Below are 21,364 nucleotides of genomic sequence, written 5' to 3' on the forward strand. Positions count from 1 at the left end.
GAGTACATGCCGAAAAAAGACGGAGCCATCGAGATCGAGGGTCGGGTCATCGAGCCCCTGCCGAACGCCATGTTCCGGGTGGAGCTCGCGAACGGGCCCGGCGGGCGGCCCGCCCGGAGGCGGACCGCCCGTCGTGGTGAGGCGACGTCAGCTACCCGCGGGAGCCGGCGTCTCGATGGTGCCGCCCGGAGCCGGCGACTCGGTGGTGGTGCCGCCCGGAGCCGGGGTCTCGGTGGTGCCACCCGGAGCCGGCGTCGTGCCGCCCGGGCTCGGGGTGCCGCTGGCGCTGGTCTGCGGCACCGGGATGCCCAGCTGCTCCGCCAGCTGCACCAGCGCGTCGTAGTGCGCCTGCAGCGTCGGCAGGGCGGTCTGGGCCAGCTGGACCACCGACTGTTCGGAGCCCTGCGAGATCTCCGTCTGGGTGGCCTGGATGGCCTGGACGTGGCCGGCCAGCTCGCTGGTCACCCAGAGCCGGTCGAACTCCTCGCCGCTGGCGTTGTTCAGCTGGTCGATGACGGACTGCTGATCCGCGGTGGGCTCACTCGGCAACTCCACGCCCAGCTGCGACGCGGTCTGCTGCACCGTCTGGTCGAGCTGGGTGTGGTCCGTCTTGAGCCGGGCGCCCAGGTCCTTGACCCCCTGGCTCTGGCCCTTCTGCTGGGCCAGGTCACCCGCGGTGATCTCGAACAGATTCACCTGGTGCACGGCCTGCAGGTACTGGGTGTCCTGCTGCGACGGCTGCACCGCGGCCTGTGCCGCCGCGGCCGGCGCGATCCCCACCAGCACCAGCGCGGCCAGCAGGCCGAGGCGTTTGATACCCAACATGCTTCCCCCCTTGAGACGTTGGATCGCACGGATACCCGGCTGACCGGGGTTATTCCTGCGATCCCCCGTCGGGGAGGCGACCGACCGACACGCCCGTGTCGGACCGTCGGGGGCGGAAACGGACGTGGCGCCCGCCGGAGGACTCCGGTGGGCGCCACGTCGAGGTGTCGCGGGGTCAGCGGCGGCTCTCGCCGCTGCCGATCTCCTCCCGCTCCGGTCGGGGCTCGACCGGCGGGTGCCCCGGCGAGACCGGCGCCTCGGCCGGCTTCTCGATCGGGTAGAAGAAGCCCCGGATGGCCGGGCCGAGGGCGCCGAGCCGGTTCATCTTCTTCGGCACGACCCAGCCGGCGTACGGCAGCGCGCCGTGGCCGTCGCCGTGCCCGTCGGCCGCCGCGAGCGGCTGGTGCACCTCTTCGAACCGGCCGTCCGGCAGGCGCCGGATGATGCCGGTCTCGACACCGTGGGCGAGTACCTCCCGGTCGTGCTGCTGGAGACCCAGGCAGATCCGGTAGGTGACGTAGTACGCCAGCGGCGGCAGCACCAGCAGGCCGATGCGGCCAGCCCAGGTCATCGCGTTCAGGCTGATCTGGAACTTGTCGGCGATGACGTCGTTGGCGCCGGAGAGGGTCAGCACCACGAAGAACGCCAGCGCCATGGCGCCCAGGCCGGTCCGGGCCGGCACGTCCCGGGGACGCTGGAGCAGATTGTGGCTCCTGGTGTCCTTGAGGCGCCGGGCCTCCAGGAACGGGTAGAGCGTCGACAGGCCGACCAGGATGCCCGGCAGCACGACCGTCGGCCAGAACAGCGGCGGGATCACGTACCCGTCGCCGATCGGGATGTTGATCTCCCAGTTGGGCATCAGACGGGTCGAGCCGTCGAGGAACATGACGTACCAGTCGGGCTGGCTGGCGGCCGAGACCACCCACGCCTCGTACGGGCCGAACAGCCAGATCGGGTTGATCTGGAACAGGCCGCCCATCAGCGCGATCACGCCGAAGACGACCATGAAGAAGCCGCCCTGCTTGATCGCGTAGCGGGGGAACATCCGCTCGCCGACCACGTTGCCGTTGGTCCGGCCGGGGCCGGGCCACTGGGTGTGCTTCTGCTTGAAGACCAGGCCCAGGTGGGCGCCGATCAGCGCGAGCAGCAGGCCCGGGACGAGCAGCACGTGGGCGATGTAGAACCGGCTGATGATGATCGTGCCCGGGAACTCCCCGCCGAAGACCGACGAGGTGACCCAGGAGCCGACCACCGGGATGGAGAGCATGATCGCCGAGGCGATCCGCAGGCCGGTGCCGGAGAGGCCGTCGTCCGGCAGCGAGTAGCCGGTGAAGCCGGCGAGGAAGCCGACCCAGAACAGCAGCGAGCCGATGATCCAGTTGGTCTCACGCGGCTTGCGGAACGCGCCGGTGAAGAAGACCCGGAGCATGTGCACCACGATGGCGGCCATGAACAGCAGCGCCGACCAGTGGTGCATCTGCCGCATGATCAGGCCACCGCGGACGTCGAACGAGATGTCCAGGCTGGAGGCGTACGCGGCCGACATCGGCGTGCCCCGCAGCGGGGCGTAGCTGCCGTTGTAGACGACCTCGGTCATCGCCGGCTCGTAGAAGAAGGTCAGGAAGACGCCGGTCAGCAGCAGGACGACGAACGAGAACAGCGCGATCTCGCCGAGCAGGAACGACCAGTGGTCCGGGAAGACCTTGTTCAGCAGCCGGCGCAGCGGGGTGGCCACCTGGAAGCGGTCGTCCACTCCCCGGGCGACGTTCCCCGGGATTGCTGCCTTGTCAAACTTGCGCCGCTTCACGGCCGCTCCCAGAAGTCGGGCCCGACGGTCTCGGTGTAGTCGGACTTGGCCACGAAGTAGCCCTCGGAGTCCACCTCGATCGGCAGCTGCGGCAGCCGTCGGCTGGCCGGGCCGAAGATGGGCCGGGCGTTGTCGGTGATCAGGAACTGCGACTGGTGGCACGGGCAGAGCAGGCGGTTGGTCTGCTGCTCGTACAGGCTCGCCGGGCAGCCGGCGTGCGTGCAGATCTTGGAGAACGCGGCGTAGTTGCCCCACATGTAGTCGCCGTGCTGCTCACGCTCGTTGGCCTGGCGCGACTTCTGCGCGTCGGAGTCCCGCAGGTGGATCAGCAGGGTCGGCGAGTCCGCGTGCAGGTTGCTCACGCCGTGGTCGATGCCGGGGAAGACGGTGATCTGGCCGCCCGCGCTGACGTCCGCCGGGCGGACCGGCCGGCCGTCCTCGCGGACCAGGCGGATCTTCTCGCCGCTCTCGGTCGGGGCGAAGCCCGTCCTGAACATCTGGTTGTTCTTGTGCGGCTGGGAGATCAGGCCGCCGACCAGGGGCGCCGCGGCGACCGCACCGACCGGCGCGAGACCGGCCAGCAGCGAGATGCCGAGCAGCGGCCGGCGCTTCACGCCCAGCTCGTCGGCCATGTAGAGCATGGTCTGGCCGGTGATGATCCGGTCGTCGGAGGCGACGGCACCCTCGTGCCGGTCCTGGATCGAGACCTCCTTCGGCAGCAGCTTCTTGCCCCAGGTCAGGATGCCGAAGCCGATGCCGAGCAGGGCCACGCCGAGGGTGACGCCGAGCAGGGGCGTGTACCACTTGTCGCCGCCGCTGCCCGGGGAGTACTCCCACGGCCACCAGATGTAGATCACCAGGAACGCGGTCGCCGCCAGGCCGGTCAGCAGGAAGAACGACGCGACCGTACGGGTCAGCCGGCGCTCGGCCTTGCTGCCCGGCGCCACCTGCGGCTCGTAGTGGACGATCTCGATGTCGTCCCGGCGCGCGCCCTCGCGGACGATGTCGAACTGGCTGAGCCCGGGGGTGTTCACGTCGAGCGGCTCCCGGCCCTGCTGGGCCTGGTGCTCGGTGTGCGTGGTCATGCCGTCACCTCGCTACGGGCGGTGCCGCGCTGCGGCACCACGGCACTGAATCGGATGAGCCGCCCGGTCACGACTTGCCCGCAATCCACAGGCTCGCGAAGACGAGCGCGACGATGCCCACCAGGAAGATCGCCAGGCCCTCGGTGGACGGCCCGTACCGACCGAGGTTGAAGCCGCCCGGGTCCTGGTCGTGCTTCAGGGTCTCCTGGATGTAGGCGATGAGGTCCGCCTTCTGGTCCGGGGAGATCTGGTTGTCGCCGAAGACCGGCATGTTCTGCGGGCCGCTCAGCATGGCGGCGTAGATCTGCCGGTCGGTGGCCGGGCGCAGGCTCGGCGCGTACTTGCCGGAGGACAAGGCGCCACCGCCGCCGCCGAAGGCGTGGCACTGCGCGCAGTTGATCCGGAACAGCTCGCCGCCAGCGGCGACGTTCCCGTCGGCGTGCAGGTTGTCACCGTCGGGCACCACCGGGCCGCCGCCGAGTTCCTGGACGTACTGCGCGAGCTGGCGGGTCTCCTCGTCGGTGAAGAGCTCAGGCTTGCGCTGGGCCTGGGCCTCCTGCCGGGCCATCGGCATGCGGCCGGAGCCGACCTGGAACTCGACCGAGGCCGCGCCGACGCCGATCAGGCTCGGCCCGCGCCCCTCGACGCCCTGCGCGTTGCGACCGTGACAGGTCACACAGCTCACGTCGAACAGCGCCTTGCCCTCCGCGGCGGCACCGGTGAGCGGGGTGTCCTGCGCCTGCACGCCGGGGGCGAAGACGGTGTAGGCGCCGCCGGCCAGCATCAGCGCGGCGAACAGCCGGACCGCGGCACCCAGCCGGCGGCGGCCCCTGCTGCGCGCCGCGGGCCGCTCGCGCAGCCGCGCGAGCAGACCGCGTCGGCGGTCGTTGTCAGAAGTCATGACCTGTGTCCTTAACCGGTTGGACCTTGTCTCAGGGGACGGAGCAGCGGCGCGGTTCGTGACGCGCCAAGATCACTGAAGCCAGTAGATCATGGCGTAGAGCCCGATCCACACGACGTCGACGAAGTGCCAGTAGTAGGACACGACGATCGCCGACGTGGCCTGCGCCGGTGTGAACCGGCCCATGGTGGTGCGGATCATGAAGATGACGAAGGCGACCAGACCGCCGGCCACGTGCAGTCCGTGGAAGCCGGTGGTCAGGTAGAACATCGACCCGTAACCGTCTTCGTTGATCTTGATGCCCGCGTGCACCAGCTCGCGGTACTCGTTGAGCTGGCCGAGGACGAAGATCAGGCCCATCACGAAGGTGATCGTGAACCAGCGCCGCAGCGCGTGGACGTCACCCTTCTCCGCGGCGAAGACACCGAGCTGGCAGGTCACCGACGACAACACCAGGATCACCGTGAAGGTGGTCGCGTAGGGGATGTTGAGGTGCGTGGTGTGTTCCGCCCACTGCTCCGGCGCCGCCGCGCGGATGGAGAAGTACATCGCGAACAGCGCCGCGAAGAACATGAGTTCGCTGGAGAGCCACACGATCGTCCCGACGCTGACCATGTTGGGTCGGGTCAGGGAGTGGATCCGGCTCTTGTCAATGGCTGGGGCCGCAGTCACGCGGTCATTATTGCCCTTGACCGGGGCCGCCGATCAGCGGGGGGCCAAACCCGTGGCATCCACAGCCCGATCGGGGCAGTCCGGTTCGCCTGACCTAGGCTGAAAAGCGTGCTGCACGCCGATCCGATCTCCGCCGCAGCCGCCGTCGCCGCGCCGGCGGCGAGCGCGGCCACCCCGCCACCGTTCACCGTGACCTCGGTGTTCACCGAGACCAGGCTGGACAGCTGGCTCGCCGTCGGCCTGGTGCTGGCCGCCGGCGTCTACCTCTACGGGGTGCACCGGCTGCGGGTCCGGGGCGACCGGTGGCCGGTCGCCCGGACGGTCTTCTTCCTCGGCCCCGGCCTCGGCGGCATCGCGGCGGTCACCGTCAGCGGCCTGCACGCGTACGACACGGCACTGCTGTCGGTGCACATGGTCCAGCACATGGTGCTCTCCATGATCTCGCCGATCTTCCTCGCGCTGGGCGCGCCGGTGACGCTGGCCCTGCGCACCCTGCCGCCACGACCGCGCAAGCGGCTGCTGGCGGTCGTGCACAGCCGGATCGCCCGGATCTACAGCTTCCCCCTGGTGGCGTTCGCCATCTTCGTGGTGAACCCGTTCGCGCTCTACTTCACCGACCTGTACCGCTACACCCTCGAGCACGTGTGGGCGCACGAGGTCGTGCACGCGCACTTCATCATGACCGGCTGCGTGTTCTTCTGGCCGCTGCTCGGGCTCGATCCGCTGCCGGGCCGCTGGCCGTACCCGGCGCGGGCGCTGCTGATGCTGCTCTCCGTGCCGTTCCACACCGTGCTCGGCCTCACCATCATGCAGAGCAGCACGCTCTTCGGCGGCGACTGGTACCCGTCGCTCGGGCTCACCTGGTCGGACCCGTGGCAGGACCAGGTGGTCGCCGGCGGCATCCTCTGGGCCGGCGGCGAGTTCGTCAGCGTGACCATGCTGGCCGTGCTGGTCGTGCAGTGGATGCGGCACGCCGAGCGGGAGGCCCGCCGCGTCGACCGCGACCTGGACCGCCAGGAGGCCCGTCAGCGTGCCGCGGAGTCCACGGCCTGAGCCGGGCCGGCCGGTACGCCCCGGCGCCGCCGCCGGGCGGACGTCGCACACCTCACACCGACCGGTACGATCAGCGGGCGGCCACGAGGTGGGAGCCAGTCCGACCGACGAGCGCGCAGCGAACGAATCATCAAAGCTCAGTGTGATGGTGCCGCACGACGGCACGGAGCGAAGCGGAGTGCCGGCATGAGCGATCGTCTTTGCACCGTCCTGCTCTACAGCGACGACCCGGAGGTCCGCGACCGGATGCGGCTCGCCGTCGGGCCGCGCCCCGCGCCCGGCCTGCGGGTCGAGTTCGTCGAGGCGTCCGACTACGCCGAGTGCGTCCGGCTCGTCGACGACTACGAGATCGACCTGCTGGTGCTCGACGGCGAGGCGAGCCCGGGCGGCGGCATCGGCATCGCCCGGCAGATCAAGGACGACCGGGCCGACGCCCCCCCGACCTGCGTGGTGATCGCCCGCGCCGCCGACCGGTGGCTCGCGGCGTACGCCGAGGTCGACGCCACCCTGGTGCACCCGCTCGACCCGGTGACCACCGGCACCACGGTGGCCGAGCTGCTGCGGACGCACGCACCCGCCTGACGTCCCCCGCTCCGGCCCGCCACGGCGCCGGGCCGACCGGTGCCGGTTCCCATCCCACCCGTCATCTCGCACGCTCGGGAGGCCCGCCTTGGGCGATCGGACCTGGCCGCACCTGCTCAACGCGCTGCTGCGCGGCGAGGAACTCGCCACCGCCGACACCGCCTGGGCGATGGGCGAGATCATGGCCGGCTCGGCCGCCCCGGCGCAGATGGCGGGCTTCGTCGTCGCGCTGCGCGCCAAGGGTGAGACCTCGGCCGAGCTGGCCGGTCTGGTGGAGGCGATGCTCGGCCGGGCGGTCCCGGTCGAGCTGCCCGACGAGCTGCGCGCCACCGCCCTCGACGTGGTCGGCACCGGCGGTGACCTCGCGCACACCGTCAACATCTCGACCATGGCCTCGCTGGTGGTGGCCGGCGCCGGTGTCCGGGTGGTCAAGCACGGCAACCGGGCGGCCTCCTCCTCCTGCGGCACCGCAGACGTGCTGGAGTTCCTCGGCGTGCCGCTCGACCTGGGCCCCGAGGGGGTGGCCCGGTGCGTCGCCGAGGCCGGCATGGGCTTCTGCTTCGCGGCCCGCTTCCACCCCGGGATGCGGCACACCGGCCCGGTACGCCGGGAGCTGGGCGTGCCCACGGTGTTCAACTTCCTCGGCCCGCTGACCAACCCGGCACGGCCCCGCGCCGGAGCGGTCGGCTGCTTCGACGCCCGGATGGCCCCGGTGATGGCCGGCGTCTTCGCCGCCCGGGGCGACTCCGTGCTGGTGATGCGCGGCGAGGACGGGCTGGACGAGTTCACCACCGCCGCGCCGACCCGCGTCTGGGCGGCCCAGGGCGGCGTCGTCAGGGAGTCGCTGCTGGACGCCGCCGACCTCGGCGTACCCCGGGCCACCCTGGCCGACCTGCGCGGCGGTGACGCCGCCTTCAACGCGGACGTGGTCCGTCGGCTGCTGGCCGGCGAGACCGGCCCGGTGCGCGACGCGGTCCTGGTCAACGCGGCGGCGGCGCTGGCCACGCAGGGCCCGCTCGACGGCGACCTCACCGTGGCCCTGCGGGCCGGGCTCGACCGGGCCGCCGAGTCCGTCGACTCCGGGGCCGCCGCCCGCGTCCTCGACCGCTGGATCGAGGTCGCGCGCGCCCTCTGAGCCCCGGGCCTCGCCGAAGGTTGTCGGACCCCCGTGGGAAACTACAGCTGAGTAGTTCCCACATCCGTCCTGCGCCGTCGAGCGCGGCGATCCCCGTCGGGCGCGTGCGACAACACCCCCGCGCGGGACCGGAGCGAGAGGAGACGCCCGTGTCGGAGCGCGAGCTCTACTGCGACACCTGTGAGGGCGTCGAGCCGTTCGAGGCGCCGCCGTGCGCCGACGGCCACGGCGCCGACTGCCCCGAACTGGTCTGCACGGGCTGCGGCGCGGCCGTGCTCGTCCCCACCTTCACGTTCCGCCTGACGCGTCCGAGCGGCCGGCACCGCCCGGCGAGCCGCCGCCACGCCGCCTGAGACCACCGCCACCGCTGACCGGGCGTCGGGCCCCGCGCGGTGACCGGCTCAGCGCCGCTGCCGCACACGGCCCGCGCCACCCGTTCCACGCCGAAGGCCCGCCTCCCCGGGGAGGCGGGCCTTCGGGACGTTCGCGGGCGACCGACCGGTCAGTGCTCGGCGGTGCGCCGGGTGCCGCTGTAGTACTCGAACAGCAGGCCGCAGACGGAGAACGTGACCGCCAGCATGCCGAGGCCGAGCAGCCAGAACTGCCAGAACGCGAGGCCGAAGCCGGCCATCCCGACGGCGATCGCCAGGCCGAACGGCCAGTAGCTGCCCGGGCTGAAGAAGCCGATCTCACCCGCGCCGTCGGCGATCTCGCCGTCCGGCCGGTCCTCCGGCCGAAGGTCGATCCGGCGGGAAACGAACCAGAAGAAGCCGCCGCACATCGTGCAGAGCAGGAAGCTCAGCAGCAGGGCGACCGTGCCGACCCACTCGACCTGACCGCCGGAGTCGGCGGCGGTCCACCCGCCGTAGAGGACGGTGGCGAAGAGCAGGAACCCGGCGATGACCAGGAAGATGCGCCACTCGGTCTTCATGCCCGATCCCTCAGCTTCCCGCGCCGGCCGGCGCGTCGTCCGGGTTGAAGTTGGCCTCGGTGCGACGGGTCTCGAACGGCTTCGTGGTCTTCGCGTACGGGTCCTCGCCGATCGCCGTCAGCGCCTCCTGCGTGGACCTGCCGTCCCGCTTGGCCGCCAGGAACTGCTCGTACTTCTCCGGGGAGACGACCCGCAGCTCGAAGTTCATGAAGGCGTGGTAGCTGCCGCAGAGCTCGGCGCAGCGGCCGACGTAGGCGCCCTCGGACTCCAGCTTCGAGACCTCGAAGACGTTGCGGATCTTGCCCGGCATGACGTCGCGCTTGAACAGCAGCTCCGGCACCCAGAACGAGTGGATGACGTCGCGGCTGGTCTCCTCGAACCGGATGGACCGGTCGGTCGGCAGCACCAGGATCGGGATGACCTCGCTGGTGCCGAGCACGGAGGCGACCGTGTTGGCGTCCTGGCCCTGACCGTCGCGGTAGTTGAACTGCCAGTTCCACTTGAACGCGACCACCTCGACAGTGACGTCGGGGTTCTTGGTCGTCCGCACCACGTCGGTCTGCACGACCGCCGTGTAGTAGAACAGCACGGAGACGATCAGGATCGGCGCGATGGTGTAGAGGAACTCCATCGGCATGTTGTAACGGGTCTGCACCGGCAGCTCGTTGCCCCGCTTGCGGTAGCGCACGACGCACCAGAAGATCAGGCCCCACACGAAGACGCCGACCGCGAGCGCCGCGATGCACGAGGCGATCCACAGGTCGTACATCCGGTGCGACTCGGGCGTGATGCCGCCCTGCGGCCAGCCGAAGCCGCCGAACGCCGCGCCGACGTCGCAGCCCGTGAGCAGGACCAGCAGCGCCGCTCCGCCGAGACCGAGCCCGGCGATCCGACCGGCACCACGTCCCCGGCGCCCACCGGCTCCTGGGGAAGCGCTGTGCCGTACGGCCGACGGCCGTACCTCCGAACTCCTTGCGACCACCTGGTCCTGCCTCCCTAGCGCGCCGCGGTGTCTTGTCCCTGCCCTCCGCCTGCGGAGCGACAGCACCAGCGGCAAAGGCGTCACCGACGGTCGCAGATTACTCGACCATGACGGGCTGGACCGTGTTGGGGTCGCTGTCGGCCCCCATCGGGGGGATCTTGGGCATACCGGCGCGATACGTTGGCTTGCGTGAGCGCATCCCCGGTCTACCTGGACGCGGCCACCGCCGCGCCGCTGCATCCGGTCGCCCGACAGGCGCTGCTGGCCGCCCTCGACGACGGCTGGGCCGACCCCGGCCGGCTCTACACGCAGGCCCGCCGCGCCCGTCAACTCCTCGACGCCGCCCGCGAGGCCTGCGCGCAGACGCTCGGCGTCCGCGCCGACGAGCTGTCCTTCACCCCCAGCGGTACGACGGCCGCGCACTCCGCCGTGCTGGGGGGCCTGACCGGCCGGCGTCGGGTGGGCGCCGGCCTGGTGCACTCCGCGATCGAGCACTCGGCGGTGCTGCACGCCGCCGAGAAGCACGTCGCGGCGGGCGGCACGGCCACGCCCGTACCGGTGGACCGGCTCGGCCGGCTCGACCTGGACCGCTGGGCGGCGGCGGTCCGGGCGCCGGGGGTGGCGCTGGCCGCGTTGATCGCCGCCAGCCACGAGGTCGGCACCCTCCAGCCGGTGGCCGGGGCCGCGCGGGAGTGCGCCGAGGCGGGGGTGCCGCTGTACGTGGACGCCGCCCAGGTGGTGGGCCGGGCCCCGGTGCCGGCGGGCTGGTCGGTGCTGACCGCCAGCGCGCACAAGTGGGGCGGGCCGCCCGGGGTGGGGCTGCTGGTCGTGCGCAAGGGCACCCGCTGGGAGTCGCCCTGGCCGGCCGACGAGCGGGAGGCCGGGCGTACGCCGGGCACGCTCAACCTGCCGGCGGTGGTGGCGGCGGCGGCGAGCCTGCGCGCGGCGGCGGCCGACGCGGCGGCCGAGGCGGCCCGGCTGGCGCCGCTGGTGGCCCGGATCCGGGACCGGGTGGCGGCCGAGGTGCCCGACGTGGAGGTGATGGGTGATCCCGACCACCGCCTGCCGCACCTGGTGACCTTCTCCTGCCTCTACGTCGACGGCGAGGCCCTGCTGCACGCGCTCGACCGGCGCGGGTTCGCCGTCTCCTCGGGCTCCTCCTGCACGTCGTCGACGCTGCGGCCGTCGCACGTGCTGGAGGCGATGGGGGTGCTCTCGCACGGCAACGTGCGGGTCTCGTTGCACCGGGAGACGACGGAGGCCGACGTCGAGAGGTTCCTCGCCGAACTGCCCGGCGTCGTGGCGGGGCTGCGCGCGGAGGCCGGGGTGGTGGGGCTGTGACGGCGCCGGCGGAGATCCTCGACTGCCGCGGTCAGCGCTGCCCGCTGCCGGTGATCGCGGCGGCCCGGCGGCTGCCCGAGCTGCCCGTCGGCACGGTGGTGCGGGTGCTCGCCGACGATCCGGCCGCGGCGGTGGACATCCCGGCCTGGTGCCGGATGCGCGGCCACGAGTTCCTCGGCACGATCACCGGCCCGGACGGCCCCGCCTTCGACGTCCGCCGCCGCCACTGACCCGGGTGGTGCGGGGGCCGACCCGCACCACGCCGCCGTTACCGCCGCAGGGCGGCGGGGCCGCCGGGGGTGTTCCTCACCAGTCCCGGCGGCCCGGCGAAGCGACCAGCGCCGGGGTCACGTCACGGCATGAGGTGCGGCCGGACGTCCTCGGCGGCGACGTCGCCGTACGACTCGGCCAGGCGCTTGACGAACAGGTCGCGGCGGACCTCGTACTCCTGGGTGCCGACCGTCTCCAGCACCAGCGTGGCGAGCAGGGAGCCGACCTGGGCGGCCCGCTCCAGCCCGAGTCCCCAGGAGAGGGCGGTGAAGAAGCCGGCCCGGAAGCCGTCGCCGACGCCGGTCGGGTCGACCGCCTGGGTCTCCCGCGCGATCGGCACGTGGATCGGGTCGAAGTCCCGCCCGGCGATCTCCACCCCGTCCTTGCCCAGCGTCGTGACCCGCACCTTGACGCGGTCGAGCAGCTGCGCGTCGGTCAGCCCGGCCTTGCTCTGCAGCAGCGACTTCTCGTAGTCGTTGGTCATCAGGTACTCGGCGCCCTCGATCAGCCCGACGACGTCCTCGCCGTCCATGCGGGCGAGCTGCTGGGACGGGTCGGCGGCGAACCGGTAGCCGCGCTCCCGGCACTCGGCGGAGTGCCGCAGCATCGCCTCCGGGTCGTTCGCGCCGACCAGGACCAGGTCCAGCCCGTCGAGGCGGCGGGCCACCGGCGCCAGCTCGATGTTGCGCGCCTCGCTCATCGCCCCGGCGTAGAAGGAGGCGATCTGGCACATGTCGGTGTCCGTGGTGCAGACGAACCGGGCGGTGTGCGCCACCTCGCTGATGTGCACCGAGTCGCAGTCGACGCCGTGGCGCTCCAGCCAGGAGCGGTAGTCGGCGAAGTCCGCGCCGACCGCGCCGACCAGGACCGGGCGCAGGCCGAGCTGCCCCATGCCGAAGGCGATGTTGGCCGCCACCCCGCCACGCCGCAGCACCAGGTCGTCCACCAGGAAGGAGAGCGAGACCTTGTGCAACTGATCGGCGATGAACTGGTCGGCGAAGCGACCGGGGAAGCTCATCAGATGGTCGGTGGCGATCGAGCCGGTCACGGCGATCTTCATGTCAACCCTCGGGGTCGGGAGCAGGGCGCCGGTCAGCCTACCGGCCCGGCCCCCTCAGGATGACCGGTCGGTCGGCCCCGGGTCACCTTCCCGACGGCTCGTTCCCGACCGGAAGACGACGGCGGGGCCGCCCCGGAGGACGGCCCCGCCGTGGTCAGCGGAGGTCTGGCTCAGCTGAACGAGTCACCGCAGGCGCAGGAGTTGCCCGCGTTGGGGTTGTCGATGGTGAAGCCCTGGGCGTCGATCCGGTCGGCGAAGTCGATGGTGGCGCCGGCCAGGTAGGGGGCGCTCATCCGGTCGACGACGACCTCGACACCGTCGTAGTCGGTGACGACGTCACCGTCGAGCGAGCGCTCGTCGAAGAAGAGCTGGTACCGCAGGCCGGAGCAGCCACCCGGCTGCACGGCGACCCGGAGCCGCAGGTCGTCGCGGCCCTCCTGCTCGATCAGGGCCTTGACCTTCTGCGCCGCGACGTCGGTGAGGACGACGGACGTGGGGGCCTTGGCCTCGGTCGACTCGGTCTGCGCTGGCGTGGTCACGTGAAATCTCCCTGCGCGGTTGGGTCCGGACGCACTGGCCAACATCTCCTGTCGCCCAGCCATTCCCGGTGTGGTCCAGATCCGATGGTACGCCGCCGCGGCCGGCCCCACCCGTCCGGCGTGACCAGGGCCGCCGCCCGGCGCGCCCCCGCACCGGCCGTGGTCAGCGGCTCCACTGCCGGGCGAGCCGGGTGCCGAGCGCCCGCAGCCCCTCGGCCGGGCGCTCCATCGCGGCGGCCAGCCCGCCGCGTTCCTCGCCCCCGAAGTGCTCCACCAGGCTGTACGCGTCGGTCACCCCGGCCGCCCCGGCCTCCCGCCGCCCGGTGCTCACCCGGCCCGCGACCACCACGCAGGGCACGCCCCGGTCCCGGGCGGCGCCGGCCACCCCGGCCACCACCTTGCCGCGCAGCGACTGATGGTCGAACGAGCCCTCCCCGGTGATCACCAGGTCGACCTCGTCGAGCGTGACGTCCAGCCCGATCGCCCGGGTGACCAGGCCGATGCCCGACTCGCAGTGCCCGCCCAGCGCCAGGACGGCCGCGCCCAGCCCGCCGGCCGCGCCGCCGCCCGGCAGCGCGCCCAGCCGTTCGGGGCAGCCGGGCAGGTCCCGCTCCAGCACGGCGGCGAAGCGCTCCAGCGCGGCGTCGAGCAGCAGCACGTCGGCCCGGTCGGCGCCCTTCTGGGGGCCGAACACGTTGCTGGCCCCGTGCAGCCCGAGCAGCGGGTTGTCCACGTCGGTGGCGGCCACCAGGCGGGCGTCGCGCAGCCGGGGCGCGCCGTCGAGGGCGTCCGCCGCGCCGAGCGCGCCCCCGCCGTACGGCAGTGCCTGGCCGGTGGCGTCCAGCGGGGTCACGCCGAGCGCGGTGAGCATGCCCGCGCCGCCGTCGTTGGTGCCGGAGCCGCCCAGCCCGATCACGACCGTCCGGGCGCCGGCCTCCACGGCGGCGGCCACCAGCACCCCCAGCCCGTACGAGGAGGTGGTCTTCGGGTCCCGCTCGGCCGCGTCGAGCAGGTGCAGCCCGCACGCCTGGGCGCTCTCCAGCCAGGCGGTCGCACCGCCGTCGGTGAGCAGGATCTCACCGGTCGTCGGGCGGCCCAGCGGGTCGACGGTCGGCACCGGGAGCCGGCGCCCGCCGAGGGCGTCGGAGAGCACGTCGATGAAGCCCGGTCCACCGTCCGACAGGGGCCGCACGAGCAGGTCGTCGCCGGGGGCGACCTCCCGCCAGCCGGTGGCCACGGCGTCGGCGACCTGCGGGGCCGGCAGGGTGCCGGCGAACTTGTCCGGACAGAGCAGCACGCGCATGTCGAGCAGTGTGGCAGCACACACCGCTGGAGGCTGCGCCGAGGCCGCACTGTGGGACCATGGGGCACGTGACTTCGACCTGGGTGGAACCCTCCAACACCGCGACGGCACTGCTGCTGCTCGGCCGGGGCAGCGACCCCGCCACGGAGCGCGGCGTCGAGTGTCCGGGTGACCTGCCGGCGCCCAGCGACCCGGACCTGGTGGCCCGGGCGACGGCGGCGAAGGCGGCGCTGGGCAGCAAGGTCTTCGTGCTGGGGCACCACTACCAGCGCGACGAGGTGATCCAGTTCGCCGACGTGACCGGTGACTCGTTCAAGCTGGCCCGCGAGGCGGCGGCCCGGCCCGACGCGGAGTACGTCGTCTTCTGCGGCGTGCACTTCATGGCCGAGAGCGCCGACATCCTCACCTCGGACGCGCAGAAGGTGATCCTGCCCGACCTGGCCGCCGGCTGCTCGATGGCGGACATGGCGGTGCTGTCGCAGGTCGAGACCGCCTGGGACGTGCTCACCGAACTGGGCATCGCGGCGGAGACCGTCCCGGTGACGTACATGAACTCCTCGGCGGACATCAAGGGTTTCGTCGGCCGTAACGGCGGCGTGGTCTGCACCTCGTCCAACGCGAAGCGGGCGCTGGAGTGGGCGTACGAGCAGGGGTCGAAGGTCTTCTTCTTCCCCGACCAGCACCTGGGTCGCAACACGGCGGTGCTGGAGATGGGCTTCTCGCTGGACGACTGCGTCCTCTACGACCCGCACAAGCCCAGCGGCGGGCTCACCCCGCAGCAGCTGCGTGACGCGCGGATGATCCTGTGGCGCGGGCACTGCTCGGTGCACGGCCGCTTCACGCTGGACAGCGTCGACGACGTGCGGGAGCGGGTGCCGGGGGTGAACGTGCTGGTCCACCCGGAGTGCCGGCACGAGGTGGTCACCGCCGCCGACTTCGTCGGTTCGACGGAATACATCATCAAGGCCATCGAGGCGGCCCCGGCCGGCTCGGCGTGGGCGGTCGGCACCGAGCTGAACCTGGTCCGCCGGCTCGCGCTGGCCCACCCGGACAAGCAGATCATGTTCCTGGACAAGGCCGTCTGCTACTGCTCGACCATGAACCGGATCGACCTGCCCCACCTGGTCTGGGCGCTGGAGGAACTGGTCGCCGGCCGACTGGTCAACCAGATCACCGTCGACCCGGACACCGCGCACCACGCCCGGGTGGCGCTGGAGAAGATGCTGGCCCTGCCCGCGGCCGACACCCCGCCGCCCGCAGCGAGCTGATCACCCTCCGTAGCGGAATTGGCACGGAAATGGGTCCGATCACCGATTAGTACCCTCAGGGACGATGTGACCGGGTCCATGATCGTCACCGAGGGCTATGCTGCCGGTGCGACGACTCACGCGGGCCGTTTCGACATGGCCGCATTCCGGGTAGCGATGACTATCGCGTGCCCCACCATCAACACGGCAGCACCGACGCGCTGGAGGTTGCGTTGACCGACGACGTCCTGGTCGTACACGGAGGTACCCCGCTCGAAGGGCGGATCCGCGTGCGCGGCGCGAAGAACCTGGTCTCGAAGGCGATGGTCGCCGCCCTGCTGGGTGACAGCCCGAGCCGGCTGTACGACGTACCGAAGATCCGCGACGTCGAGGTGGTCCGGGGCCTGCTCGGCCTGCACGGGGTCAAGGTCACCGACGGCGGGGAGGACGGCGAGCTCGTCTTCGACCCGGCGAACGTGGAGAGCGCCAGCACGGACCAGATCAACGTGCACGCGGGCTCCAGCCGGATCCCGATCCTCTTCTGCGGGCCGCTGCTGCACCGCCTCGGCCACGCCTTCATCCCCGACCTGGGGGGCTGCCACATCGGGCCCCGCCCGATCGACTTCCACCTCCAGGCGCTGCGGGAGTTCGGTGCGACGGTCGAGAAGACCCCGGAGGGGCTGCACCTGTCGGCGCCGAACGGGCTGCACGGCACCAAGTTCGCCCTGCCGTACCCGAGCGTCGGCGCGACCGAGCAGGTGCTGCTGACGGCCGTGATGGCCGAGGGTGTCACCGAGCTGCGCAACGCCGCGGTGGAGCCGGAGATCATCGACCTGATCTGCATCCTGCAGAAGATGGGCGCGATCATCAAGGTGCACACCGACCGGGTCATCGAGATCCAGGGTGTGCCGAAGCTGCACGGCTACACGCACCGGCCGATCCCGGACCGGATCGAGGCGGCGAGCTGGGCGGCGGCGGCGCTGGCCACCCGCGGCCACGTCGAGGTGCTCGGCGCGCAGCAGGCCGACATGATGACCTTCCTGAACATCTTCCGCTCCGTCGGCGGCGAGTACGAGGTCACCGACGCCCGGCCGCCGAAGCTGGGCGACCCGGGCCAGGAGGGCGGGATCCGGTTCTGGCACCCGGGCGGCGAGCTGCACGCCGTGGCGCTGGAGACCGACGTGCACCCGGGCTTCATGACCGACTGGCAGCAGCCGCTGGTGGTGGCGCTCACCCAGGCCCGGGGCCTGTCGATCGTCCACGAGACGGTCTACGAGCAGCGGCTGGGCTACACCGAGGCGCTCAACTCGATGGGCGCCAACATCCAGGTCTACCGGGACTGCCTGGGCGGCACGCCGTGCCGCTTCGGCCGGCGCAACTTCAAGCATTCGGCGGTGATCGCGGGGCCGAGCAAGCTGCACGCCGCCGACCTGGTCATCCCCGACCTGCGGGCCGGTTTCAGCCACCTGATCGCCGCGCTGGCCGCCGAGGGCACCTCCCGGGTCTACGGCGTGGACCTGATCAACCGGGGCTACGAGGACTTCGAGGCGAAGCTGGCCGACCTGGGCGCGCACGTCGAGCGCCCGTAACGTCGACCACTCCCGTACGCGCCCGGTGCACCGCGATGTGCACCGGGCGCCGTCGTTTGGCTACCCTTTCCGCGTGCCCTCGCTGTTTCGCCGCAAGTCCTCCGACCTCGTCGACGAGGCCGTCACCCCGGTGACCCCCGACGAGGAGTCCACGCTTGCCCAGCCCCGGGGCTACACCCCGAGCAAGAAGGAGCTGGGCAAGGCCACCCCGAAGCGGCCGACCGCCGGCCGCCGGCCGGCCGCGGCCACCAAGCCGTTGACCAAGGAGGAGCAGCGGGAGCGCAAACGCCAGCTGCGCGCCGAGGCGGCTGAGGAGTTCCGCCGTGAGGGCGGCCCCCGCGACCGCGGCCCGGAGCGGCTGCTGGCCCGCAACGTGGTCGACTCCCGGCGTACGGTCGGCACCTGGTTCTTCGGTGGGGCGCTGATCGTGCTGATCGGCTCGAACGCCGCGATGCCGCCGGTCGTCCGCCTGGTCTCCAACATCCTCTGGGGCGCGCTCGCCCTGGGTGTGGTGGTCGACTCGCTCCTGATCTCGCGCAAGATCCGCAAGCTGGTCAGGGAGCGTTTCCCGAACACCGGGCAGCGGATGGGCTCGCTCTACCTCTACGCCATCATGCGGTCGATCACGTTCCGCCGGATGCGCGCCCCCGCGCCCCGGGTGAACATCGGCGACCCGGTCTGAGCCTGCCGCACCGACGGCCCCTACCGCGGCGCGGTACGGGGCCGTCGCCGTCACTGGCCCTGCGGGGGCGTCAGCGGCTGCCGTAGAGCCGGGCCACCACGTCCTCGATGTCCGGCTCGACGATCGAGACGTCCCGCAGCGCGCCCCGCCCGGCCAGGGCCGCCACCACCTCGGCCACCCCCGCCGACTCCAACGCGAAGACCAGCCGGTGCCCGTCGGCCTCCTGCCGGTGCAGCGGCGCGCCGGGCAGCACCGGCGGCTCGGCCAGCGGTGCGTCCAGGTCGGCGACGAGCAGCCGGCGTGACCCGTACCGCTCGTGCAGCGCGGCGATCGACCCGTCGTGCACCACCCGCCCGTGGTCGACCACCACCAGGCGCCGGCAGAGCCGCTCGATGTCGGCCAGGTCGTGCGTGGTGAGGACCAGCGTCGTGTCCCCGGCCCGGCCCAGCTCGCCGAGGAAGCCGCGGACCGCCTGCTTGCTGACCACGTCGAGGCCGATGGTGGGCTCGTCGAGGAAGAGCACCTCCGGGCCGTGCAGCAGCGCGGCGGTCAGCTCGCCGCGCATGCGCTGCCCGAGGGAGAGCTGCCGGACCGGGGTGTCGAGGAAGGCGTCCAGGTCGAGCAGGCTCCGGCAGCGGCGCAGCCGGGCGGCGTGCGCGGCGGCCGGCACCCGGTAGACGTGCCGCAGCAGCGCGAACGAGTCGCCCAGCGGCAGGTCCCACCAGAGCTGCGAGCGCTGGCCGAAGACCACGCCGACGCGCAGCGCGAGCCGGGTCCGCTCGGCCACCGGACGCAGGCCGCACACGCGTACCTCGCCGGCGGAGGGCGTCAGCACGCCCGTGAACATCTTGAGCGTCGTCGACTTGCCGGCGCCGTTGGGCCCGATGTAGCCGAGCATCTCGCCCCGGGCCACCCGCAGGTCGATCCCGTCCACGGCGGTGACCCGCCGCTTCTCCCGCCGCAGCCGGCCGGTGCGCACCCGGACGGTGAACTCCTTGCGCAGCCCGTCGGCCACGATCACGTCGTCGCTCACGACCCCGTACTCCGGTAGTGGCGGACCCCGGTGCGCCAGGCCGCCGCCGCGCCGACGGCCGCGACCAGCGCGACGGCCGGCGCGGTCCAGCCGACCCACGCCGGCAGGCCGAGCGGGTCGGCGCGGCCGAGCAGCGCCAGCGCCGGGTGGTAGCTGACGAAGGCGAAGCCCAGGCCGTACGCGAACACCGCGCGGAACCAGCCCTCGAAGACGGTGACCGGGTACGAGGCGAAGTCCCGCCCGCCGTAGGTGACCGAGTTGGCCAGCTCACCCGAGTCGACCCACCAGAACGAGACGGTGGCGGTGGCCACGAAGACCGACCCGAAGAAGACCACCCCGGCCAGCGGGGCGAGGACCACCAGCAGCGCCCGCGCCGGGGTCCACTGGACGCCGGCGGAGCCGACGGCGACGACCAGCACGGCGAGCCCGAAGACCGCCCGGGACACCTTGCGCAGCGGCAGGTCCATCAGCAGCAGCTGGGGCAGTGCGCCGAGTGGGCGGACCAGCACGGCGTCGAAGAGCCCGGTGCGCACGTACCGGGGCAGCCGCTCGATGTTGCCCACCAGCAGGTCGGCGACGGCGAACGCGCACGTCGAGAGGCCGACGACCACAAGCGTCTCGCGCAGCGTGAAGCCGCCCAGCTCCCGGGTGACCCCGAAGATCACCAGCACGGTCAGCACGTCGAAGACGGTGGACCCGACGTTGCCGACCACGTCGATGACGAACGAGGTCCGGTACGCCGTCTGCGCCCGTGCCTGCGCGCCGAGCAGCGCCCGGTACGCGGCCAGCGCCCCGCCCGACGTCTCAGCCACCCTGCACCACCAGGCGGCGTTCCGCGCGCCGCTGCACCAGCCGGCAGGCGGCCAGGATCAGCACGGCCCAGGCGAGCTGGAGGCCGACCAGCCCGACCTGCGTGCCGGTCGGGTCCCGCTCGACCAGCACGTCGAGCGGGGTCTGGAGCAGGCTCGGGAAGGGGGTGCCCAGCCAGAGAACGAGCTGGAGCCACTCCGGCAGGAAGCGCAGCGGGAAGTAGAGCCCGGCGAGCACGCCCGACGCGAGGGTCCAGAGGATCACCGGCCCCCGGACGTCCTGCAACCAGTACGCGGTCGCGTTGACCAGGAACCGGCAGCCGAAGCAGAGGACCACGGCGACGACGGCGGAGAACGCGAAGATCGGTAGGGTGGCCCAGCGGCGGGGCACGTGGACCTCGAAGAAGAGCGGCCCGACCAGCACCGGCGGCAGGAACCGGACCAGCGCGGCGTGGCCGGCGCGGCCCAGGTCGGCGGCGAGATGGCTGGTCACGGGGTGCACGGGCCGCAGCAGGTCGCTGGCGACGTCGCCGGTGCGGATCCGGTCGGCCAGCTCGGTCCAGCCCCAGAGCAGGACGACCGCCAGCAGGCCCTGGCCCACCCAGACGAAGGTGGCGAGCTGCCCCCGGTCGTACCCGGCCACCGTGCCGGCCGCGCCGACCGCCGCGAGCAGGACGTAGCACCGCAGGAAGCCGAAGACCGTGTTGGTCACGACGCCCGCCACCGACGCCTGCCGGTACGTGGCGTAACGTCGGAAGCCTGATCCGGTTATAGCCTTAAATGTCCGGAACCATAGGATAACGTTTGGGGCGGTGGGCGGTGCCACAGTGGCGGTGACTGAGCCCACGCCGCTACCCTCCTTCCGCAGCCACGCCGTACCGGAGGGGCGACTCTACCGGCACGTGGAGCGCCCAGCGCGACAATTTCCAACGAGGTGACATCGCCGTGAGCGAGCGGACGCGGGCCGGCCACCGGGGCGCCGTCGTGAGCGGACGGACGCCAGCCGGGCACCCGGGCGTGCCCGCTCCCCGGCGGCTGGCACCGGGCGTTCCGCCTACCCTCCGTGGCGACAGGGCAACCGGATGAGCCGCTACTACGACCACTGGCACGACTCCGCCGAACCGGCCTGGATGATCGAGCCCACCACCGAGTGGCACCCGCAGTTCCCCGGCCAGCGCTACGCGGGCGACATCGGCGTCGAACACGCGCCGTCCGCGCCCCGGGGCCGCTCCGCCGTGGGCCGGGCCGAGGTGCCCCCGCTCGCGCCCACCCGGCCGGACGGGACCTACATCGGCCGGTCGTGGGACGACCTGCCCGACGGACGCCCCGGTCGGCAGGACGCGTGGAACGGCCAACCGGACGGCCCCGACGCGCATCGGTACGGCGACGAGTCGTACCGACGCCAGCCCGCCGAGCCACGCCGGCCGGACGACCGGCAGTGGCCGCCCCAGCAGGAGCCACCGCACCGCAACGACCGGGGTCAGTTCGACGCCCCCGGCCGGCCCGTCGACTCCCCCC

At 72.5% G+C, this 21,364-nt stretch carries 22 protein-coding genes and 1 pseudogene; 10 read left to right on the forward strand and 13 right to left on the reverse strand.

Annotated features, from left to right (window positions below; all coding sequences use genetic code 11):
* Window positions 1-6: 6 nt before the first annotated feature.
* Window positions 7-96 (forward strand): annotated as a pseudogene (locus AB0B83_RS12060) (translation initiation factor IF-1); the annotation flags it as partial.
* A gap of 51 nt (window positions 97-147) precedes the next feature.
* On the opposite strand, the gene AB0B83_RS12065 reads toward AB0B83_RS12060, so the two are convergent.
* The 5 genes from AB0B83_RS12065 to AB0B83_RS12085 form a co-directional block, all read right to left on the reverse strand.
* Window positions 148-825, reverse strand: a complete 678-nt coding sequence (locus tag AB0B83_RS12065) for a DUF4142 domain-containing protein (RefSeq protein ID WP_132236151.1) — start codon at window positions 823-825, stop codon at window positions 148-150.
* A 175-nt stretch (window positions 826-1,000) separates the two neighbouring features.
* Complete coding sequence (locus tag AB0B83_RS12070; protein WP_357578183.1) at window positions 1,001-2,632, reverse strand: cytochrome bc complex cytochrome b subunit; 1,632 nt, start codon at window positions 2,630-2,632, stop codon at window positions 1,001-1,003.
* Complete coding sequence (locus AB0B83_RS12075; protein WP_151454491.1) at window positions 2,629-3,717, reverse strand: Rieske 2Fe-2S domain-containing protein; 1,089 nt, start codon at window positions 3,715-3,717, stop codon at window positions 2,629-2,631. The genes AB0B83_RS12070 and AB0B83_RS12075 overlap by 4 nt, the downstream gene beginning before the upstream one ends.
* A 67-nt stretch (window positions 3,718-3,784) precedes the next feature.
* Window positions 3,785-4,618: a cytochrome c gene (locus AB0B83_RS12080; RefSeq protein ID WP_132236145.1), complete on the reverse strand. Its 834-nt coding sequence runs from the start codon at window positions 4,616-4,618 to the stop codon at window positions 3,785-3,787.
* Window positions 4,619-4,690: 72 nt separating this feature from the next.
* Window positions 4,691-5,290: a heme-copper oxidase subunit III gene (locus tag AB0B83_RS12085; protein WP_132236143.1), complete on the reverse strand. Its 600-nt coding sequence runs from the start codon at window positions 5,288-5,290 to the stop codon at window positions 4,691-4,693.
* Between the two features lie 108 nt (window positions 5,291-5,398).
* Here AB0B83_RS12085 and AB0B83_RS12090 point away from each other — a divergent pair, with 108 nt between their 5' ends.
* The 4 genes from AB0B83_RS12090 (at window position 5,399) to AB0B83_RS12105 (ending at window position 8,413) form a co-directional block, all read left to right on the forward strand.
* Entirely contained in the window at window positions 5,399-6,343 is a 945-nt protein-coding gene (locus AB0B83_RS12090; RefSeq protein ID WP_357578184.1) for a cytochrome c oxidase assembly protein, read from the forward strand.
* A gap of 186 nt (window positions 6,344-6,529) precedes the next feature.
* Window positions 6,530-6,925: a hypothetical protein gene (locus AB0B83_RS12095; protein WP_132236139.1), complete on the forward strand. Its 396-nt coding sequence runs from the start codon at window positions 6,530-6,532 to the stop codon at window positions 6,923-6,925.
* A gap of 88 nt (window positions 6,926-7,013) precedes the next feature.
* Entirely contained in the window at window positions 7,014-8,060 is a 1,047-nt protein-coding gene (gene trpD / locus AB0B83_RS12100; protein WP_357578185.1) for an anthranilate phosphoribosyltransferase, read from the forward strand.
* Window positions 8,061-8,209: 149 nt separating this feature from the next.
* On the forward strand, window positions 8,210-8,413 hold the full coding sequence (locus tag AB0B83_RS12105; protein WP_357578186.1) for a hypothetical protein: 204 nt from the start codon (window positions 8,210-8,212) through the stop codon (window positions 8,411-8,413).
* 149 nt (window positions 8,414-8,562) lie between these two features.
* On the opposite strand, the gene AB0B83_RS12110 is transcribed toward AB0B83_RS12105, so the two are convergent.
* Entirely contained in the window at window positions 8,563-8,991 is a 429-nt protein-coding gene (locus tag AB0B83_RS12110) for a cytochrome c oxidase subunit 4 (protein WP_357578187.1), read from the reverse strand.
* 10 nt (window positions 8,992-9,001) lie between these two features.
* A complete protein-coding gene (coxB, locus tag AB0B83_RS12115; protein WP_132236131.1) occupies window positions 9,002-9,973 on the reverse strand; it encodes a cytochrome c oxidase subunit II in 972 nt (323 codons plus the stop codon).
* A 189-nt stretch (window positions 9,974-10,162) separates the two neighbouring features.
* Here coxB and AB0B83_RS12120 point away from each other — a divergent pair, with 189 nt between their 5' ends.
* The gene (locus tag AB0B83_RS12120) at window positions 10,163-11,314 is read left to right on the forward strand and encodes an aminotransferase class V-fold PLP-dependent enzyme (protein WP_357578188.1); all 1,152 of its coding nucleotides are present in this window, start codon (window positions 10,163-10,165) and stop codon (window positions 11,312-11,314) included.
* Window positions 11,311-11,544, forward strand: coding sequence for a sulfurtransferase TusA family protein (locus tag AB0B83_RS12125; RefSeq protein ID WP_132236127.1), 234 nt, complete (start codon window positions 11,311-11,313; stop codon window positions 11,542-11,544). The genes AB0B83_RS12120 and AB0B83_RS12125 overlap by 4 nt, the downstream gene beginning before the upstream one ends.
* Window positions 11,545-11,666: 122 nt before the next feature.
* On the opposite strand, the gene AB0B83_RS12130 is transcribed toward AB0B83_RS12125, so the two are convergent.
* The 3 genes from AB0B83_RS12130 to AB0B83_RS12140 all read right to left on the reverse strand — a co-directional run bounded on the left by AB0B83_RS12130 (window position 11,667) and on the right by AB0B83_RS12140 (window position 14,486).
* The gene (locus tag AB0B83_RS12130) at window positions 11,667-12,644 is read right to left on the reverse strand and encodes a carbohydrate kinase family protein (protein WP_357578189.1); all 978 of its coding nucleotides are present in this window, start codon (window positions 12,642-12,644) and stop codon (window positions 11,667-11,669) included.
* Window positions 12,645-12,814: 170 nt separating this feature from the next.
* A complete protein-coding gene (erpA, locus tag AB0B83_RS12135) occupies window positions 12,815-13,183 on the reverse strand; it encodes an iron-sulfur cluster insertion protein ErpA (protein WP_013735179.1) in 369 nt (122 codons plus the stop codon).
* A 163-nt stretch (window positions 13,184-13,346) separates the two neighbouring features.
* Window positions 13,347-14,486 carry a glycerate kinase gene (locus AB0B83_RS12140; protein ID WP_357578227.1) on the reverse strand — a complete coding sequence of 380 codons (1,140 nt, stop codon included), beginning with the start codon at window positions 14,484-14,486 and terminating at the stop codon, window positions 13,347-13,349.
* 68 nt (window positions 14,487-14,554) lie between these two features.
* Here AB0B83_RS12140 and nadA point away from each other — a divergent pair, with 68 nt between their 5' ends.
* The 3 genes from nadA (at window position 14,555) to AB0B83_RS12155 (ending at window position 18,004) form a co-directional block, all read left to right on the forward strand.
* Window positions 14,555-15,754: a quinolinate synthase NadA gene (gene nadA / locus AB0B83_RS12145; RefSeq protein WP_357578190.1), complete on the forward strand. Its 1,200-nt coding sequence runs from the start codon at window positions 14,555-14,557 to the stop codon at window positions 15,752-15,754.
* A 212-nt stretch (window positions 15,755-15,966) separates the two neighbouring features.
* Window positions 15,967-17,322, forward strand: coding sequence for a UDP-N-acetylglucosamine 1-carboxyvinyltransferase (gene murA, locus AB0B83_RS12150; RefSeq protein ID WP_151456661.1), 1,356 nt, complete (start codon window positions 15,967-15,969; stop codon window positions 17,320-17,322).
* 73 nt (window positions 17,323-17,395) lie between these two features.
* Entirely contained in the window at window positions 17,396-18,004 is a 609-nt protein-coding gene (locus tag AB0B83_RS12155; protein WP_357578191.1) for a DUF3043 domain-containing protein, read from the forward strand.
* A 70-nt stretch (window positions 18,005-18,074) separates the two neighbouring features.
* On the opposite strand, the gene AB0B83_RS12160 is transcribed toward AB0B83_RS12155, so the two are convergent.
* The 3 genes from AB0B83_RS12160 to AB0B83_RS12170 are packed head-to-tail and all read right to left on the reverse strand — an operon-like array spanning window position 18,075 to window position 20,693.
* A complete protein-coding gene (locus AB0B83_RS12160) occupies window positions 18,075-19,037 on the reverse strand; it encodes an ATP-binding cassette domain-containing protein (RefSeq protein ID WP_357578192.1) in 963 nt (320 codons plus the stop codon).
* Window positions 19,034-19,849, reverse strand: a complete 816-nt coding sequence (locus tag AB0B83_RS12165) for an ABC-2 family transporter protein (protein ID WP_357578193.1) — start codon at window positions 19,847-19,849, stop codon at window positions 19,034-19,036. The genes AB0B83_RS12160 and AB0B83_RS12165 overlap by 4 nt, the downstream gene beginning before the upstream one ends.
* A complete protein-coding gene (locus tag AB0B83_RS12170) occupies window positions 19,842-20,693 on the reverse strand; it encodes an ABC-2 family transporter protein (protein WP_357578194.1) in 852 nt (283 codons plus the stop codon). Before AB0B83_RS12170 ends, AB0B83_RS12165 begins: the two co-directional genes overlap by 8 nt.
* Window positions 20,694-21,364 lie beyond the last annotated feature (671 nt).

This window comes from Micromonospora sp. NPDC049060, from assembly GCF_040649055.1.
GTDB classification, from domain to species: Bacteria; Actinomycetota; Actinomycetes; order Mycobacteriales; family Micromonosporaceae; genus Micromonospora; species Micromonospora reichwaldensis.

Excerpts from the sequence above, each read along its gene's own strand:
- AB0B83_RS12140 (WP_357578227.1), bottom strand. The coding sequence starts at position 14,486 with ATGCGCGTGCTGCTCTGTCCGGACAAGTTCGCCGGCACCCTGCCGGCC.
- AB0B83_RS12075 (WP_151454491.1), bottom strand. The coding sequence starts at position 3,717 with ATGACCACGCACACCGAGCACCAGGCCCAGCAGGGCCGGGAGCCGCTC.
- AB0B83_RS12130 (WP_357578189.1), bottom strand. The coding sequence starts at position 12,644 with ATGAAGATCGCCGTGACCGGCTCGATCGCCACCGACCATCTGATGAGC.
- AB0B83_RS12065 (WP_132236151.1), bottom strand. The coding sequence starts at position 825 with ATGTTGGGTATCAAACGCCTCGGCCTGCTGGCCGCGCTGGTGCTGGTG.
- AB0B83_RS12080 (WP_132236145.1), bottom strand. The coding sequence starts at position 4,618 with ATGACTTCTGACAACGACCGCCGACGCGGTCTGCTCGCGCGGCTGCGC.
- AB0B83_RS12110 (WP_357578187.1), bottom strand. The coding sequence starts at position 8,991 with ATGAAGACCGAGTGGCGCATCTTCCTGGTCATCGCCGGGTTCCTGCTC.
- AB0B83_RS12095 (WP_132236139.1), top strand. The coding sequence starts at position 6,530 with ATGAGCGATCGTCTTTGCACCGTCCTGCTCTACAGCGACGACCCGGAG.